General features: G+C 63.1%; 13 protein-coding genes and 1 tRNA gene. 2 read left to right on the forward strand and 12 right to left on the reverse strand.

Annotation, left to right across the window (positions count from 1 at the left end):
* Nucleotide 1: 1 nt before the first annotated feature.
* On the reverse strand, nucleotides 2-1078 hold the full coding sequence (locus tag ASB57_RS12715) for an ornithine cyclodeaminase (RefSeq protein WP_057652569.1): 1077 nt from the start codon (nucleotides 1076-1078) through the stop codon (nucleotides 2-4).
* A 420-nt stretch (nucleotides 1079-1498) separates the two neighbouring features.
* On the reverse strand, nucleotides 1499-2845 hold the full coding sequence (locus ASB57_RS12720; RefSeq protein ID WP_082621577.1) for a D-alanyl-D-alanine carboxypeptidase family protein: 1347 nt from the start codon (nucleotides 2843-2845) through the stop codon (nucleotides 1499-1501).
* Nucleotides 2846-3178: 333 nt separating this feature from the next.
* On the opposite strand from ASB57_RS12720, the gene ASB57_RS12725 reads away from it, so the two are divergent.
* Nucleotides 3179-3418: a hypothetical protein gene (locus tag ASB57_RS12725; RefSeq protein ID WP_057652570.1), complete on the forward strand. Its 240-nt coding sequence runs from the start codon at nucleotides 3179-3181 to the stop codon at nucleotides 3416-3418.
* Between the two features lie 29 nt (nucleotides 3419-3447).
* On the opposite strand, the gene ASB57_RS12730 is transcribed toward ASB57_RS12725, so the two are convergent.
* The 3 genes from ASB57_RS12730 to ASB57_RS12740 all read right to left on the reverse strand — a co-directional run bounded on the left by ASB57_RS12730 (nucleotide 3448) and on the right by ASB57_RS12740 (nucleotide 5388).
* Complete coding sequence (locus tag ASB57_RS12730) at nucleotides 3448-3675, reverse strand: hypothetical protein (protein WP_057652571.1); 228 nt, start codon at nucleotides 3673-3675, stop codon at nucleotides 3448-3450.
* A gap of 113 nt (nucleotides 3676-3788) precedes the next feature.
* Entirely contained in the window at nucleotides 3789-4397 is a 609-nt protein-coding gene (locus tag ASB57_RS12735) for a flavin reductase family protein (protein ID WP_057652572.1), read from the reverse strand.
* A 10-nt stretch (nucleotides 4398-4407) separates the two neighbouring features.
* Complete coding sequence (locus ASB57_RS12740) at nucleotides 4408-5388, reverse strand: tripartite tricarboxylate transporter substrate-binding protein (RefSeq protein ID WP_057652573.1); 981 nt, start codon at nucleotides 5386-5388, stop codon at nucleotides 4408-4410.
* A gap of 313 nt (nucleotides 5389-5701) precedes the next feature.
* Between ASB57_RS12740 and ASB57_RS12745 the strand changes: the two genes are divergently transcribed.
* On the forward strand, nucleotides 5702-6568 hold the full coding sequence (locus ASB57_RS12745; RefSeq protein WP_057652574.1) for a crotonase/enoyl-CoA hydratase family protein: 867 nt from the start codon (nucleotides 5702-5704) through the stop codon (nucleotides 6566-6568).
* 40 nt (nucleotides 6569-6608) lie between these two features.
* Here ASB57_RS12745 and pdeR read toward each other — a convergent pair whose 3' ends face one another.
* The 7 genes from pdeR to ASB57_RS12780 form a co-directional block, all read right to left on the reverse strand.
* A complete protein-coding gene (gene pdeR / locus ASB57_RS12750) occupies nucleotides 6609-8612 on the reverse strand; it encodes a cyclic di-GMP phosphodiesterase (RefSeq protein ID WP_057652575.1) in 2004 nt (667 codons plus the stop codon).
* Between the two features lie 184 nt (nucleotides 8613-8796).
* Nucleotides 8797-8875: transfer RNA gene (locus ASB57_RS12755), tRNA-Ile, on the reverse strand.
* A gap of 31 nt (nucleotides 8876-8906) precedes the next feature.
* On the reverse strand, nucleotides 8907-11177 hold the full coding sequence (gene rpoD / locus ASB57_RS12760) for an RNA polymerase sigma factor RpoD (protein ID WP_057652576.1): 2271 nt from the start codon (nucleotides 11175-11177) through the stop codon (nucleotides 8907-8909).
* A gap of 710 nt (nucleotides 11178-11887) precedes the next feature.
* A complete protein-coding gene (gene dnaG / locus ASB57_RS12765) occupies nucleotides 11888-14002 on the reverse strand; it encodes a DNA primase (protein ID WP_057652577.1) in 2115 nt (704 codons plus the stop codon).
* Nucleotides 14003-14029: 27 nt separating this feature from the next.
* Nucleotides 14030-14242 carry a 30S ribosomal protein S21 gene (gene rpsU, locus ASB57_RS12770; protein ID WP_006218592.1) on the reverse strand — a complete coding sequence of 71 codons (213 nt, stop codon included), beginning with the start codon at nucleotides 14240-14242 and terminating at the stop codon, nucleotides 14030-14032.
* 92 nt (nucleotides 14243-14334) lie between these two features.
* On the reverse strand, nucleotides 14335-14880 hold the full coding sequence (locus tag ASB57_RS12775; RefSeq protein ID WP_057652578.1) for a phosphoribosyltransferase: 546 nt from the start codon (nucleotides 14878-14880) through the stop codon (nucleotides 14335-14337).
* A 17-nt stretch (nucleotides 14881-14897) separates the two neighbouring features.
* Nucleotides 14898-16193 carry an adenylosuccinate synthase gene (locus ASB57_RS12780; RefSeq protein WP_057652579.1) on the reverse strand — a complete coding sequence of 432 codons (1296 nt, stop codon included), beginning with the start codon at nucleotides 16191-16193 and terminating at the stop codon, nucleotides 14898-14900.
* Nucleotides 16194-16249 lie beyond the last annotated feature (56 nt).

Raw genomic sequence — 16249 nt, forward strand, 5'->3', positions numbered from 1 at the left:
CTTACGCAGGCTCAGGGATGCGTCGCTGCGTCTTCGGCGCGATCGCGCTTGCCGGCGGGTGTGCCAGCGTGGCGCCGAACAGGTCCTTGGGCTCGCCGGCCAGGGGCACCAGCCGCACCAGGGTGCCCACGTCGTGGGCCTGGACCAGCCGATCCAGATAGCACAGCGCGGAATAGTCTTCGAGCGCGAAGCCCACGGAATCGAAGACCGTGACCTGGTCGTCCGATTCGCGGCCGGCCACGCTGCCGTTCAATACCTGCCATAACTCGACCACGGGGAAGTCCGCGGGCATCTGCTGGATCTCGCCTTCGATACGGGATTGGGGCTCGTACTCCACTACGACTCGCGCCGCGCGCAGGATGTCGGCGTGCAGTTCGGTCTTCCCAGGGCAGTCGCCGCCGACGGCATTGATATGCATGCCGGGTTCGATCATGTCGGGCGTGAGGATGGTGGCGTAGGCCTTGTCGGCGGTGACCGTGGTGACGATGTCGCTGCCGCGCACGGCTTGCTCGGTGGAGGCGGCGACGGACACCTTCAGCGTTGGGGCCGCCACGGCAAGATTGCGTTGCAGCTTGGCGGTGGCGGCGGGATCGATGTCGTACAGGATGACTTCGGCGATGCCTGCCAGGGTGTGGAAGGCGATGGCCTGGAACTCGCTTTGCGCGCCGTTGCCGATCAGCGCCATGCGGCGGGATTGGGGGCGTGCCAGCGCCTGCGCCACCATGGCCGAGGTGGCGGCGGTGCGCAGCGCGGTCATCAGGGTGAGTTCGGACAGCAGGCGTGGATAGCCGGTGTCGACGTCGGCCAGGGCGCCGAAGGCCATCACGGTAGGCAGGCCGGCGGCGGTGTTCGAGGGGTGGCCGTTGACGTACTTGAAGGTATAGCGGAAGGCGTCGGCGACCGGCATCAGTTCGATGACGCCGCGGGTGGAATGCGTGGCGACGCGGGGGGTTTTGTCGAAGTCCTTCCAGCGGAGGTAGTCGGCCTTGATGACGGTGGCGAGTTCGGTCATGAAGCGGCCGGGGCCTATGTGGTGGACCAGGGAGGCAAGTTGAGGCACATCGATGAAGCGGGTCATTTTTGGCTCTGGTTTGCTTTGGCTTAGGGGTGTGGCTCCATGATGCTTGAGGTCAGGATTAACGAATAGACAGAGAAGTGACTATTTATGAGGACTGGGCTGGCATATTGCTTATGCAGATTAGCGATTTGCTTTCTTTTTCAGACCTGGAGGGGAGCCGCCGGGGTAAACCCCGGCGGCCTTTGTGTTGGCCAGAGGCCTGCGGCCGGGGCCGGGCCGGGCCGGGCCGGGCCGGGCCGAGCCGGGCCGAGCCGGGCCGGGCCGAGCCGGGCCGAGCCGGGCCGAGCCGGGCCGGGCCGAGCCACGGCGGCCGAGCCGCGGCCCGGGCCGTGGGCGGCGCGGTGGCTGACGCCGCAACGGAAAACGCCGCCGGGGTTGCCCGCGGCGGCGTTCAGGGCTTCAAGCCTCAGGCTTGGTGACTCAGGCGGCGGGTTTGTCGCCGCCCATCAGTTCGTGCACCCACAGCTTCATGCCATCCCAGCTGCGGCCGAAGAAGCCGGCTTCTTCCACCGGCTCCAGGGCGAGCACCGGGAAGTTGGCGACCGGCTTGTCGTCCAGCATGACGTTGACCTTGCCCACGGTGGCGTCTTGCGCCAAGGGAGCAACCAGCGGCTGCTCCTGGCGTGCCAGGGTAGGCTTCAACTTGCTGGCCCAGGCGCGCGGCACGGTCACGAACACATCCCGCTCGAAACCGATCTTCACCGCATCCTGCTTGCCCTTCCACACCTGCGGCGTACCCAGCACCTGCCCCTTGGTGTACAGCTTCAAGGTTTCGAAGTTGCCGTAGCCCCAATTCAACAGCTGGCCCGTGTCAGCCACCCGTGCTCTTTCCGAAGGCGCGCCCATCACCACCGAAATAAGCCGACGCGGGCCCGATGCGCCAGGCCGCAGCGCGGACACGATCATGCAATAGCCGGCCGCGTTGGTATGCCCGGTCTTCCCCCCCTCGACGGAAGGATCGAGCCACAGCATACGATTGCGATTGGGCTGGGTGATGTTGTTGTAGCGGAAGGACTTCTGCTGATCGTAGTGAACGTACAGATCGGGAAAGTCCGTCATCAGGCGCGCCGCCATCCTGGCCAGATCCGAGGCGGTCGAGTACGTCTGCGGGTCGGGCAAGCCGTGCGGACTGTTGAAGTGGGTGTTCTTAAGACCCATGGCCTGCGCCTGTTCGTTCATCTTCTGCACGAAGGCGCCTTCGGAACCGGCAGCCGCTTCGGCCAGCGCCACCGCCGCGTCATTGCCGGACTGAATCAACAAGCCCGACAACAGATCGTCGATGCTGACCTGCTTGTTCGGCTCGATGAACATCTTGGAACTGCCCGGGGCCACCTTCCATGCTTCCACCGAGACCGTGACCTCCTGGTCCAGCTTCAGCGTCTTGTCGCGCAGCGCGCTGAAGATCAGGTAGGCCGTCATGATCTTGGTCAGGGAAGCAGGCTCGACACGCTCATCCGCATTACGCGACGCGATGACGGCACCGCTGGTCTGATCCAGCAACAGCCAGGCCTTGGCATCCAGCGTGGGCAGCGGTGCGGTGTTGGCATCGTTCGGAATGCCGAAGACGGGCGGCGGGCCGTTGTCGGCAACCGGTTCCTCAGCGGCTGGCGCCGACTTCGGCGCGGGCTTCGTTGCGGCCTTCGACTTCTCGTTCTTGTGCGTTGGATGCGTCGACGTCGCGGCTGTGGCCTGCGCCGGCAAAGCGAGCGAGACGGAAATACAGATGGCGTTCAGGGAAAAAAAGGCTGCGGCAGTACGTTTATTCATAAGGGTGTCGGGCGTCTCTATCTCTATGTGTCCAGGCTTGCGAACAGCGAGCCGCCTTGGCGTGCGTATGGCGATTCGCCAGCCGCATGGGGTCGGGCGTGCTCGTTAGGCCATGAAATGAGCCATGAGTTCACATGATCGGATGCAGCATCATACCTGCGCCTTAGTACGCCCACCGGATAGGCGTGCACGCACGGTGCCGACTAGACTGTTCGTACACAAGATGCCGGCACAACCGGACTAAGCCAGAGAGCATTGGATACCGGCTGTCAGCTACGCGAAAGCTCAAGGCAGCTGCCCTGACACCAATAGCGGGATGGTATAGGAGACACCATGACTGCGGCCATGTGGGAAATCTCAGTTTGCGCGAACGGCGCCAAGTTCTGGCTGGAGGACGGCCCGCGCTACGTCGCCTGTACCTGCAGCGCGGACGTCATGCGCAAAGTCGAGGCCCACACCGGCCTGACGGGCAGCGCCGCCCTGCGCGCGGCGCAGAACGAGCTGATCCAGGAAGCGCATCAACGCCTGGTCGATCTGGAACCGCCGCCACTGCGCCTGCAATATCACGATTAGGCGTCAGCCGCGGTCTACCTTGGGCGGCCTCAGCCGCGGTCAACCTTGGGTGGCGGCGGCCCGAACGCCGAGCGCCAGCTGGACACCAGCAACCACCACGCGCCCCAGGCCAGCAACAGGCCGGCGGCGATGCCCCATACATTTTGCTGTTCCACGGGTCGTATCAGTTGCGACCATGCGCTGGTGCCCGCCCAAACGGCCAGCACCAAAGCGACGACACCTGCCAGCAGCCGCAACGTCCGTATGAAGACGCGCATACCCATCCCCCTTGAAAGGACTTGCATACGCAACACCATAAAACGTTAATGCGCTGCCGTATACCTTTCGGGCCCGTCCTGATGTAAGCAAGCCACAGGACCCAAGGCGCTCTTCAGCCCAAAGGCTGCGCGCGCACGGTACGACCCGCGCAGACGAACACGCCCGCGCCAAGGTGATGCAGCGTGTGCAGATCGGCGTTGTTTTCGTTGAATTCCCAGTGTCCTTGCGCGAAGACACGGGGGTCGGCCGCGGCGCTGACCACTTCGACGAAGAAGGTGTCGTAAGCCGCTTCCGTGTGGCGTTCAGGAATGACACGGCATTCCAGCCAGGCGGCCACGCCCTCTTCCACCAGCGGCAAGCCGAGCACCGGCCCGGTCACGGTAGAAATGGCGTAGGTCGCGAATTTGTCCTGCTCGGACAGATCGCGGCCCGACGTGCTGCCGACGGCGTAGGCCTTGTCGGCAAAGGCCGCGCCCGGAACGCAAAGGCCCAGGTGCCCGCTGGCCAGGACCAGCTCGCGCGTGTACGTGCTTTTGTCGATGACCACCGCGATGCGCGGCGGGGTGAACTCGACCGGCGTCGACCAGGCGGCGGACATGATGTCGCGCTTGCCGCCGGCCGCGCTGGTGACCAATACGGTAGGACCGTGATTGAGCAGGCGGCTGGCGTGTTCCAGGGCGACGGGCGTGAAACGGCTGGGGCGGCTGGGCGTGTCTGGCATGCCCGCCAGCTTACTCGATACGCGCGCCGGCCGCCTTGACCACCGCGCCGGCGTTCTTGTTGTCTTCGCTCAAGAGCGCCTGGAATTGCGCCACCGGCAGCGAGCCGGCTTCCACGCCCAGACTGGCCAGGCGCTTCTGCACCGCCGGGTCCTTGAGCACTTTCGTCACGGCTGCGTTCAGGCGTTCCACTTCGTCGGGCGGCGTGCCCTTGGGCGCCAGCAGGCCCAGCCAGGAATCGAACTTGAAGCCAGGCAAGCCTGCTTCGGCCACCGTGGGCAGGTCGGGCAGGAACTGACTGCGTTGCTCGCCCGAATAGGCCAGCAGCGTGACGCGCGGGTCATTGCGATAAGCGAGCATGCCGATGGTGGCGCCGGTGACCACCTCGACACGGCCTGCCAGCAGTTCCGTGACGGCATCGCCCGTCGATTTGGTGGGGATGTGCTGCAAGGTCACGCCAGCCTGGGCCGCCAGCAGCGCGGTCGCCAGGTGCGAGGCACTGCCGTTGCCGGCCGACGCGTAATTGAGCTTGCCCGGTTCAGCCTTGGCGCGCGCGATCAGCGTCTTCAGGCTGTCGATGCCGGACGGCTTCGATACGCCGACCACATAGCCGGTCAGCCCCAGGTACGACACGCCGACGAAATCATCTGCCGGATCGTAAGGCAGCTTGGCATACAGATGGCCGGCCAGGTAATGGCTGGCCGCCGCCAGCACCAGGGTATTGCCATCGGGGGCGGAGCGGGCCACTTGCGCCGTACCCAAAGTACCGCCAGCGCCGGCGCGGTTGTCCACGACGACCGTCGCCTTCAGTTCCTGCGCGAGCTCGTTACTAAAGGTTCGCGCGACGGCGTCCTGGGTGGCGCCAGGGCCATACGGCACCACGATGTGGATCACACGATCGGCGTGTGCGGGCGCCGTGATGCCCAGGCACAGGGCGACAGCGGCCACGGCGCCGGCCCGGCGAAAAACGGGAAAACCAAGAGAAAACTTCATGCGTGCTTCCAGATGATCAAGGCTGCGACGCCCCGGGGCGGCCGGGGACATGAGGGACGCGCGATGGTAGCGACACGCGCGGCCCCGGCCAAAGACCGTATCGCTATAAGCAAAGTTCCCGGCGACTTTTCGTGTGCAGGTGCGGCGTAGGCTTGGCCTAATCCTTACGACCCATTACTCGTACAGTTGGGGGAAATCCTCGGTTCTGTGAGTTGTGCAGACGCAACAATAGCGTTGCCCTTGCTCGTCACCATTTGCAAACGGCGTGCAACGGCATCTTTCAACGCAAACCACAGCTACACAGGAAGCAACCATGCATCTGAAAAATCACCCCAATTGCCGCCCGTTCCACGAAGCCGGTGACATGCCGCAACTGGCCGCGTATTACGAAGAAGGCCGGAATGTAATGTGGATGATGCTCCGCTCCGAACCACGCCCTTGCTTCAACCTGGGGGTGCTTTCGAACATCATCCATCTTGCCCGGGTCGCGCGCGAATCCGGCCTGCCCATCGACTTCTGGGTCACGGGTTCGGAGATTCCAGAACTGTTTAACGTCGGTGGCGACCTGAGCTTCTTCGTGGACGCGATCCGCTCCGGACAGCGCGACACCTTGATGGCGTACGCACGTGCGTGCATCGATTGCATCTGGGAGATGTACAACGGCTACGGCACCGGCGCGATCTCGATCGCAATGGTGGAAGGCAGCGCGCTTGGCGGCGGTCTTGAAGCCGCGCTGGCGCACCACTATGTCCTGGCGCAGAACGGCGTGAAACTGGGTTTCCCGGAAGTCGCGTTCAATCTGTATCCCGGCATGGGCGGCTATTCCCTGGTCGCGCGCCGATCCGGGATGCTGGTGGCCGAGGAGCTGATCAGCACCGGAGAATCGCATTCCGCCGAGTGGTTCGCCGACAAGGGGCTGGTCGACCAGTTGTTCGAGCCGGGCGATGGCTTCATGGCCACGCGCACCTTCATCGACGTCATGCGGCCCAAGCTGAACGCCATGCGTGCGCTGATCCGCACGCGTCAGCGGGTCTACCCGCTGTCGCGCGCGGAACTGATGGACATCACCGAAGATTGGGTGCGTTCGACGTTCACGATAGAGAGCAAGGACCTCGCCTACATGGAACGTCTGGTGATGATGCAAAATCGCCGCGTCTCCAGACTGCGCGCGGTGGGTTGAGCACCATCAACCGTATGCTGACGTAGGGAACCGGGAAAGCTCAGGCGATCAGTCTGAGCTTTTTCTTTTCGCTCATCCAGGCTTCCAGATCATGCGCCGGCATCGGCCTGGCGTAGAGATAGCCTTGCGCGCACCCGATGCCCGTCTTCTCGATATACGCGGCTTCCGCGGGTGTTTCGACCCCTTCCGCCACCATCGAAAAGCCCAGCGCCCGTGCGAGCGTCACGACGGATCCCACCAATGCCTGCGCATTGGTATCGGTGTCGACACCAGTGACGAAACTGCGGTCCAGCTTGATCACATCGAAAGGCAGTCTTGCGAGCTGCGCCAGCGACGAATAGCCGGTGCCGAAATCGTCCAGATAGATACGCGCACCCAGGGTACGGAACTGTTCCATCAGCTTGCGGACACGGCCTTCGTCTTCGATGAAGCAACTTTCGGTCAGCTCGATATCGAGCAAGCCGGGATTGAGTCCGGCGCGGTCACACGCCTCGCCAAAATAATTCGCGACATTGGCGTCGCTCAGCTGGCGCGCGGAGACGTTGATCGACACACGCAGGTCCAATCCCTTGGACCGCCAATCCATGGCCTGGCGGGCGGCTTCGCCCATCACCCAACGTCCGATCGGACCGATCAGGCCGGAATCCTCGGCATGGCCGATGAACTCGCCCGGATCGACCCGGCCGCGATCCGGAGATTGCCAGCGGATCAGGGCTTCGGCGCTCAGGATATCGCCGGTCGCCAGGTCGATCAGCGGCTGGTAATGCAGCACGAACTGCCCTTCCTGGATCGCCTTGCGCAGGTTCGTGTCCAGCCACATCGCCTTGGCGACCTTCTGGTTCATCTCCTGCGTGAACACCCGATACGTATGCTTGCCCGCGTCCTTGGCCGCGTACATGGCGGTGTCGGCATTGCGGATCAGCGTGTCCATGGAGTCGCCGTGCTGCGGATGCATGGTGATGCCGATCGAGCAGCTCGTGTAGATCTCCATCAGCTCCATGCGCACCGGCGTGGAGAAATTGTCGATGATGGTCTGCGCGGATTCTTCCAGCAGCGGCAAGGTGGCGTTCTTGAAGAACACCAGGAACTCGTCGCCGCCCAGACGCGCCAGGGTCGCGTCTTCAGGCAGGCAGCGCTTGACGATGGTGGACACTTCGGTCAACAGCCGGTCGCCGGTCACGTGACCATAGTGATCGTTCACATGCTTGAAGTTATCAAGGTCGAGGAACAGGATGCCGAGCTGGGATGGCTTCCCGTCCGCGTCTTCAGCAAGCGCGGCGCGTATCGTCTCCGTGATCGAGTGCCGGTTGGGCAGCCCGGTCAGGACGTCGGTGTTCGCCAACTCGGTCAGCCGCTTCTGCGCATTGCGCTCTTCGGTGATATCGACGCCGGAGCAGATCAGGAAACGCTCGTCGGCCCCGCTGCCGCTCTGCACGAACTTGTTGCGGAACTGATAAAGGCGCGGGCCATTGACCGTATTGATGTAGCGCTCGACGGCGAAGGGCTTGTCGTTCTCGAAAAAACTGGAGATATTGCTGCTCGACTGCGCGCCCTGGTCTTCCGACATGAACAGCGCGAACGCGCTCTTGCCGATGACGTCTTCTTCGCGCTTGCCCAGGACTTCTTCGGCCAGGCGATTGAAGCGCTGGAATATACCGTGCCGATTCAGCACCACCACCAGCGAATTGACCTCGGACACGACCTGCTCGGCAAAGGCCAGGCCCTGCGAAAGATCGCGCGCGACGGAACGGGTGTCGGTGAAAGCGGACGCGGTGCCTGCCCAACTGTTCGCATCGAGCTTGCGGCCGACCATATGCAGACGGACGGCTTCGCCATACAGCGAAATCTCGATCTCAAGCGAGGAAGTGATCCCGGTCAGGGTTCGGATCTGCGCGGCCTGTTTCGCGTCGAGCGCGACGCTGAGATTCGTCAGGCCACGGACAGCAGCCAGTTCCAACGCATTGCTATCGCCGCCCAGGCGCCAGTGCGGGCTACTTGTGCCGAGGTTAAGCTCCAGGAGCTCACCATCATTGTCGTGGTACATGGGCGCGTCCCACCAATTGAACACATATGGCTTTGTATCTTATCAAAGTATATCTATGGGTTTCAATGTCTAAACATGACGAGAAATGTCCAGCCATGACAGTGTGAAGATACAAAACCAATATCCAAAAAAACAGCCGCCATTGCTGGCGGCTGTCTTCTTACCTGAAAAACCAGGAAGTCTTTGGTAGGCCCCCCGAGAGTCGAACTCGGCACCAACGGATTATGAGTCCGCTGCTCTAACCAGGCATGAGCTAGAGGCCCTTAAAAATCGATGCCGGCCCCGGCCTTTGCCTTACTGACCTTCGAGGAAGCTCTTGAGCTTATCGGCCCGGCTGGGGTGACGCAGCTTGCGCAGCGCCTTGGCTTCTATTTGACGAATACGCTCACGCGTCACGTCGAACTGCTTACCCACTTCTTCGAGCGTCTGGTCCGTGCTCATTTCGATACCGAAACGCATGCGCAGGACCTTGGCTTCGCGAGGAGTGAGCGAGTCTAACACTTCTTTGACCACGTCGCGCATGGAACCATGCAGGGCCGCGTCCGAGGGTGCCAGGGTCGCCGTATCCTCGATGAAGTCGCCCAGATGGGAATCGTCGTCGTCGCCGATCGGCGTTTCCATCGAGATCGGTTCCTTGGCGATTTTCAAGATCTTGCGGATCTTGTCCTCGGGCATGTCCATCTTCTGCGCCAGGGTCGCGGGATCGGGTTCCGCACCCGTTTCCTGCAGAATCTGACGGCTGATCCGGTTCATCTTGTTGATCGTTTCGATCATGTGGACCGGAATACGGATGGTGCGCGCCTGGTCGGCGATCGAACGCGTGATGGCCTGACGGATCCACCACGTGGCGTACGTGGAGAACTTGTAGCCACGACGGTATTCGAATTTGTCCACCGCCTTCATCAAGCCGATGTTGCCTTCCTGGATCAGATCCAGGAACTGCAAGCCACGGTTGGTGTACTTCTTGGCGATGGAGATCACCAGACGCAGGTTGGCCTCGGTCATTTCGCGCTTGGCCTTGCGGGCCTTCGCTTCGCCGGTGGCCATGCGCTTGTTGACTTCCTTCAGGTCCTTCAAGGGCAACACGACGCGCGCCTGCAGGTCGATCAGCTTCTGCTGCAGTTCCTGAACGGCGGGCACCTGGCGCTCCAGGGTCTCGGCGTAGGGATGACCGGCGGCCACTTCCTCGACCACCCAGCTCAGGTTGGTTTCGTTGCCCGGGAACACCTTGATGAAATGCGTACGCGGCATGCCCGCGCGGTCCACGCAGGTGTGCAGGACGGCACGTTCCAGCTGGCGCACTTCCTCGACCTGGTTGCGCAGCGTGTCCGCCAGGCGCTCGACCATCTTGGCGGTGAAGCGGATACCCATCAGCTCGTTCTGGATGACTTCCTGCGCCTTGATGTAGACCTCGGACTTGTAGCCATCGGTCTCATAGGAGTTGTGCATCGTCTCGAACTGGCGCGCCACTTCGTCGAACTTGGCCAAGGCCTTGACGCGCAGGTCTTCCAGCTGCTTGCTGCTCATGCCGCCGGCCGGGCCGTCGTCATTCTCGTCTTCGTCGGCGGTCACGCCGGCACCGGCGTATTCCTCGCCATTTTCCGCGTCGACCAGGCCGTCGACCACTTCGTCGATCTGCGCCTGGCCTTCACGCACGCGGGTGACGTGGGCGATGATTTCGTTGATGGTGGTCGGACATGCCGAGATCGCCATCACCATGTGCTTGAGACCGTCTTCGATACGCTTGGCGATTTCGATTTCGCCTTCCCGCGTCAGCAGCTCGACCGAACCCATTTCACGCATATACATGCGGACGGGGTCGGTGGTGCGGCCGAAATCGGAATCCACCGTGGTCAACGCGGCTTCGGCTTCGTCTTCGACGTCGTCGTCCGTGGAGGCGACAGGCGCGTTTTCGCTCATCAGCAGCGTTTCGGCATCGGGCGCCTGGTCGTAGACCGAGATGCCCATGTCGCTGAACGTGCTGATGATGCCGTCGATGGCTTCGGCGTCGACCAGATCATCAGGCAGATGGTCGTTGATTTCGCCGTAGGTCAGGTAGCCGCGGTCCTTGCCCAGCTTGATCAGCTGCTTCAAGCGGTTGCGGCGGGCTTCGTATTCCTCGGGCGTCACCGGACCGCGCGCGATCAGGTCCTTGGCATCGCCCTTGCCGCGCTTGCCGCCACGCTTGACGGGCTTCAGGTCGGGCAGGACTTCGCCTTCGCCGTCGCCGGCGTCATCGAAATCACCCGAATCGTTGTTCGGGTTCTTGGAAGGCCGGCCCGGACGACGGCCGCTGGGCACCGAGGCCGGACGGCCAACCAGTTCGGCCAGCTTGTCTTCCGCCTTCTTGGCCTTGGCCGCCTTGGCGGCGGGCGGCTCGCCTGCTGTCTTGGCGGCCCGCTTGACCGCCGTCTTGACAGCGGCGGCCTTCGACGCCACCTTCACGGCCGCCTTGGCCGTGGTCTTCTCCGCCGCCTTGCTCGTCACGCGCTTCGCGCGCGGCGCGCTGGCGCCGTCTTCGGGCTTTTCAACTGCAGGAGAGGTTATGCCGGTGGATTTGGTCATGGTCGCTTCCGTGGACGTTACAGGCCGCAAAGCCTGCCGCACCGCTATCGTCGGCCGCTGCTGTATGCCGGGGCCGAGTCAAGTCGCGTACTTTTAAAACTGCGTTGCAAAACTGCGCTAATAAAACAGCAGAACAGAATTACCGCTATCGCCAATACGGCCGGCCCCGGTATCGCTGACGTTGGGCGGGAGTGCTGGCGGGCCCCAAAGGGCGGATCTGCAGGCACGTCGGCCATTTGCAGTAAAGGTTCGCTCTAGCACTTACACCGGCCAACGGCCGAAATACCGGGGATGGGCCCCAGACTGGTGTCGCGCAGGAGAGCCATCCTGGCCCCCGGCCGCGACACCGGCCTTATTCGTTTACAGTCCGAAACCGCCATTGCCAGCGCATTCGTCCTGCTTTACTCTTTCCCTTCACTACCTGCAGGCGGCAGTGCATCGCCTGCCCGCCGCGGACTGTCTGATTAGACCGTGCCGCACACTTCAAGTTCAGGCCAGGCATCCGCGCTGCGCGACTGGCAAATTCTGACCCGCGGGGTCGGTTGATGTATCGGTTGATGAGCGTTAAAAATTCAACGAGTCATCGCCCGTTTACCAAACTCACCGCGATCGCGAAACTGCCGCGCTGCATGCGATCATCACCCTCGCCGCCTGCTTCGCCCCATGAAAATGGGCGGAGAAAACTCTCGATTTTACCGTAAATCGCCCTATCAAGCACGCTTTAATACTGCGCAACGTTGCGCCAATTCTTGATAGCGCTCCCGGTCCGACGCCTCGGCCAGGCCGCCTTTCACCAGCTCAGCCATCTCGGCGCGCAAGGAATCGAACTCGATCCGGTGCAAGGCATCCTCCCACTCGGCCTGGGGATGCGGCAGCTCATCCTGCCCCAGGACCTCGGCGCTCATGCTGCGCAGCACCAGGTGGATGTCGGACTCAGGATCGGCGGCTTCCAAAAGCGCCCCCAAATGGCGGGCGCCGCTGCTTTGTGCCAAAACGATCAAATCCCTCACCATACCCAGGTGGGGCCCATGGTCGATAACTTCAAGCTGCTGATCGCCCATGGTGTCCACCAGTTCCGGGTGGGACAGCAATAACTGCAGCAGGCGCTTGGCCAAGGTGGGCACGGGACGGCGCGGTTCGATGACCCCGCCGACTTCGTTCTTGCCACGCCAGGCGCCCTTGCCCTTGCCCTGCCATTGGCCGGAGCCACCGCCCCCGCCGCCCTGCTTGTTGCGCGGCTGCCACCCCTGCTGCTTGCCCCCCTGGCCGCCAGGACCCGGCCCCATGCCCACGTCGGGTATGGGCTCGTAGTCCTGCGACGCGCCGTCGAAATCGCCATCCAGATAGCCGGGCACATCGAACGACGGCATCCAGTCTTCCATGGGCGCTCCGCCCTCGCCTGGCGGCCCCGCATCCGCTGCCTGCGGAGCAGCGCCCGACGGGGCACCGCCCGCGGCCGCCCCACGGGCAGCAGGCGCGGCATTGGCCCTTGGGCCGGACTCCAGCGCGGCGCCATAAGGCGCCGGCTTGGCCTGCTGCGCCATGATCTGCGTCATTTCCTCGGGCGTCAGCTGCACCTGGCGCGCCAGCTCACGCTCGATCTGTATGCGCAGGGCGCATGGCGGGATCGCGGCGATCAAGGGCATGGCTTCGTGCAGGCAGGCCGCCCGCCCTTCGGCCTCGCCCAGGTTGTGGCGCTGCCCCAGCTCATCGAGCAGGAAACGCGACAAGGCCGGCGCTTCCGCCATGCTCGCCCGAAAAGCCTCGGCCCCGAACTCCCGCACGTAGGAGTCTGGATCGTGCTCATCCGGCAGGAAAAGGAAGCGCAAGGTGATGTCGTCGCGCAGCAGCGGCAGGCAGGCCTGCAAGGCCCGCCATGCCGCCCGCCGCCCGGCCTTGTCACCGTCGAAGCTGAACACCACCTTGTCGCTGGCGCGCAGCAGCTTCTTCACATGATCCGGGGTCGTCGCCGTACCCAGGGTGGCGACGGCATTGCCTATCCCCAGCTGGGCCAGGCCGACCACGTCCATATAGCCTTCGACGACGATGACCTGGCCTTCCAGGCGGATCGCCTGGCGGGCTTCCCATAGGCCGTACAGCTCCTGGCCCTTGATGAAGACCGGAGTTTCAGGCGAATTCAGGTACTTGGGCTCGCCTTTGCCGATGATGCGGCCGCCGAAACCGATCAGCGCCCCCCGCGCATTGCGGATGGGAAACATGATGCGCTCGCGGAAGCGATCGTACCGGCGGCCGTCTTCCGACTCGATGACGAGCCCGGACTCGACCAGCACGGGGTCGTCATAGCGGGGAAAAACCTGCATCAAGCCCTGGCGGTCCGTGCCGGACCACCCCAATCCGAATTGCGCGGCGATCTCGCCCGTCAATCCGCGTTGCTTCAAATAGCGGATGGCCGGCGCGGAAGCGCGCAATTGCTTGAGGTAGTGGACTTGGGCAGCATCCAGGGCCTGGGTGTGGCGCGAGACTTCTTCTTTACGCCGCGCCGATTCGGCGCGCTGCTGCGGACTACGACGGTCTTCCTCGGGCACCGACAGCCCCACCGAGCCGGCGAGCGTGCGCACGGCCTCGGGGAAACTGGCACCGGTGTGTTCGATCAGGAAAGTGATCGCACTGCCATGCGCGCCACAACCGAAGCAATGGTAGAACTGCTTGGTTGGACTGACAGTAAAGGAGGGACTTTTTTCGTTGTGGAAAGGGCAAAGGCCAAGCAGGTTGGCACCGCCCTTCCGCAGCTGCACATATCGCCCGACTACGTCGACGACGTCGACCCGGGCGAGCAGATCCTGTATGAATGATTCAGGAATCAATCAGATTCAAGGAATCAAAAATACAGCTTAGTACAGACGGGGGGGCAGTTGCTGGCTACGAATGCGCTTGTAGTGGCGCTTGACCGCGGCGGCGTGCTTGCGCTTGCGCTCGGCGGTGGGCTTTTCGTAGAACTCGCGCGAGCGCAGTTCGGTCAGCAGACCCGTTTTTTCGATGGTGCGCTTGAAGCGACGCAGCGCGGCTTCAAACGGCTCATTTTCTTTCAGACGAACGATGGGCATAAATCGACTCAGTGATTCCACTGCAGTTAGCCGGCTTGGGCCACCCACAGGGAGGTAGAGGGTAAGTGACAACCTGCAATTCTAGCACGAAATCACTGGTCACTAGAGCCTTTTCGCGCCCAGGCTTCCAGCTGATGGGGCCGGAGACTGTCGTAATCCTCGAAAGGCTGGTGGATCCAGGGATTGGTCGGCAACTTGTCGACGTAGAAGTCAGGCTGCACGTGGGAGTGCCCCTTCCACCACAGGACGGCGCTGCGCAGTTCCGTAATGGCGGAGAATTGCTGCTTCAGGTGCTCTTGCACCCGATTGAACGTCAGGCCGGTATCGACCATGTCGTCCACCAGCAAGACCCGGCCGGACAGGCTGCCGCGCGTGATGGTGATGAATTGGGCGATATCCAGGCTGCCCTGCTTGGTCCCGGCGGCTTCGCGATAGCTGCTGGTCGCCAGGATACCCAGGGGAACGTCGTAAATACGCGACAGGATGTCGCCCACCCGCACACCGCCCCGAGCCAGACAAAGAATCTGGTCGAACTTCCACCCGGAACGGTGCACCTGCAACGCCAGGCGTTCGATCAACCGGTGATAGTCATCCCAGCTGACCCAGAGGTCTTTGTCGGTACTCGGCGGCAGGCTCATGGGCGGCGGCTCCCTGCTTAACCCTTCAACGGGTTGCGCAGAACGATGGTTTCGTTACGGTCGGGACCGGTGGAAACCAGGTCCACGGGCACTTCGCAGACTTCGGCCACGCGTTCCAGGTAGGCACGGGCGGCGGCAGGCAGCTTGTCGTATTCGGTGATGCCGACAGTCGAATCCGTCCAGCCAGGCAGCTCTTCGAACACCGGCTCGGCCATTGCCACGGCGTGGGCGCCGTAGGGCAGCACGTCGCGGAATTCGCCGTTGACGCGGTAGCCGACGCCCAGGCGGATGGTTTCCAGGCCGTCCAGCACGTCCAGCTTGGTGATGCACAGGCCGCTGATGCCGTTCAGGCGCACCGAGCGCTTCAGAGCGGCGCCGTCGAACCAGCCGCAACGGCGCGGGCGACCCGTCACCGAGCCGAATTCCTTGCCGACATTGGCCAGGCGGGCGCCGATCTCGTCCATCAGTTCCGTGGGGAACGGACCCGAGCCGACACGCGTGGTGTAAGCCTTGGTGATGCCCAGGACGTAATCCAGCGATTGCGGGCCCACACCGGCGCCGGCCGCGGCCGCACCGGCCACGCAGTTGCTGCTGGTGACGAAGGGGTAGGTACCGTGGTCGACGTCCAGCAGCGCGCCCTGCGCGCCCTCGAACAGCAGGCGCTTGCCGGCCTTCTGGGCGGCGAACAGGTTGCTCGACACGTCCTGCACCATGGGGGCGATCTTGGGCGCCAGGGCCATGGCCTGGTCGCGCACTTCAGCGGCGGAAACCGCCGGCGCGCCCAGATACTGGGTCAGCACGAAGTTGTGGTATTCGAGCACTTCGCCCAGTTTCTCGTCGAACACGGCCGGATTGAACAGATCCTGCACGCGTAGCGCGCGGCGGGCGATCTTGTCCTCGTAAGCCGGACCGATGCCGCGACCGGTCGTGCCGATCTTGCCTTCGCCCTTGCGCGCTTCGCGGGCCTGGTCGATGGCGACGTGGTAGGGCAGGATCAGGGGGCAGATTTCGGAAATCTGCAGGCGCGAGCGCACGTCCAGGCCGGCGGCCTCCAGTTCCTCGATTTCCTTGAGCAGGGCCTCGGGCGACAGCACCACACCGTTGCCGATGTAGCAGGTCACGCCCGGATGCATGATGCCCGAGGGAATCAGACGCAGAATCGTCTTCTTGCCGTTGATCCACAGCGTGTGGCCAGCATTGTGACCGCCTTGGAAACGGACGACGCCATGGACGGACTCGGCCAGCCAATCGACGATTTTGCCCTTGCCTTCGTCACCCCATTGGGTACCGATGATGACTACGTTCTTGCTCATGATCGAAATGAAAGTCGAGTTTGAATAGGAAATCAGGCGATTTCCGGGACCTCCCG

The organism is Bordetella sp. N (genome assembly GCF_001433395.1).
Taxonomy (GTDB): Bacteria; Pseudomonadota; Gammaproteobacteria; order Burkholderiales; family Burkholderiaceae_B; genus Bordetella_C.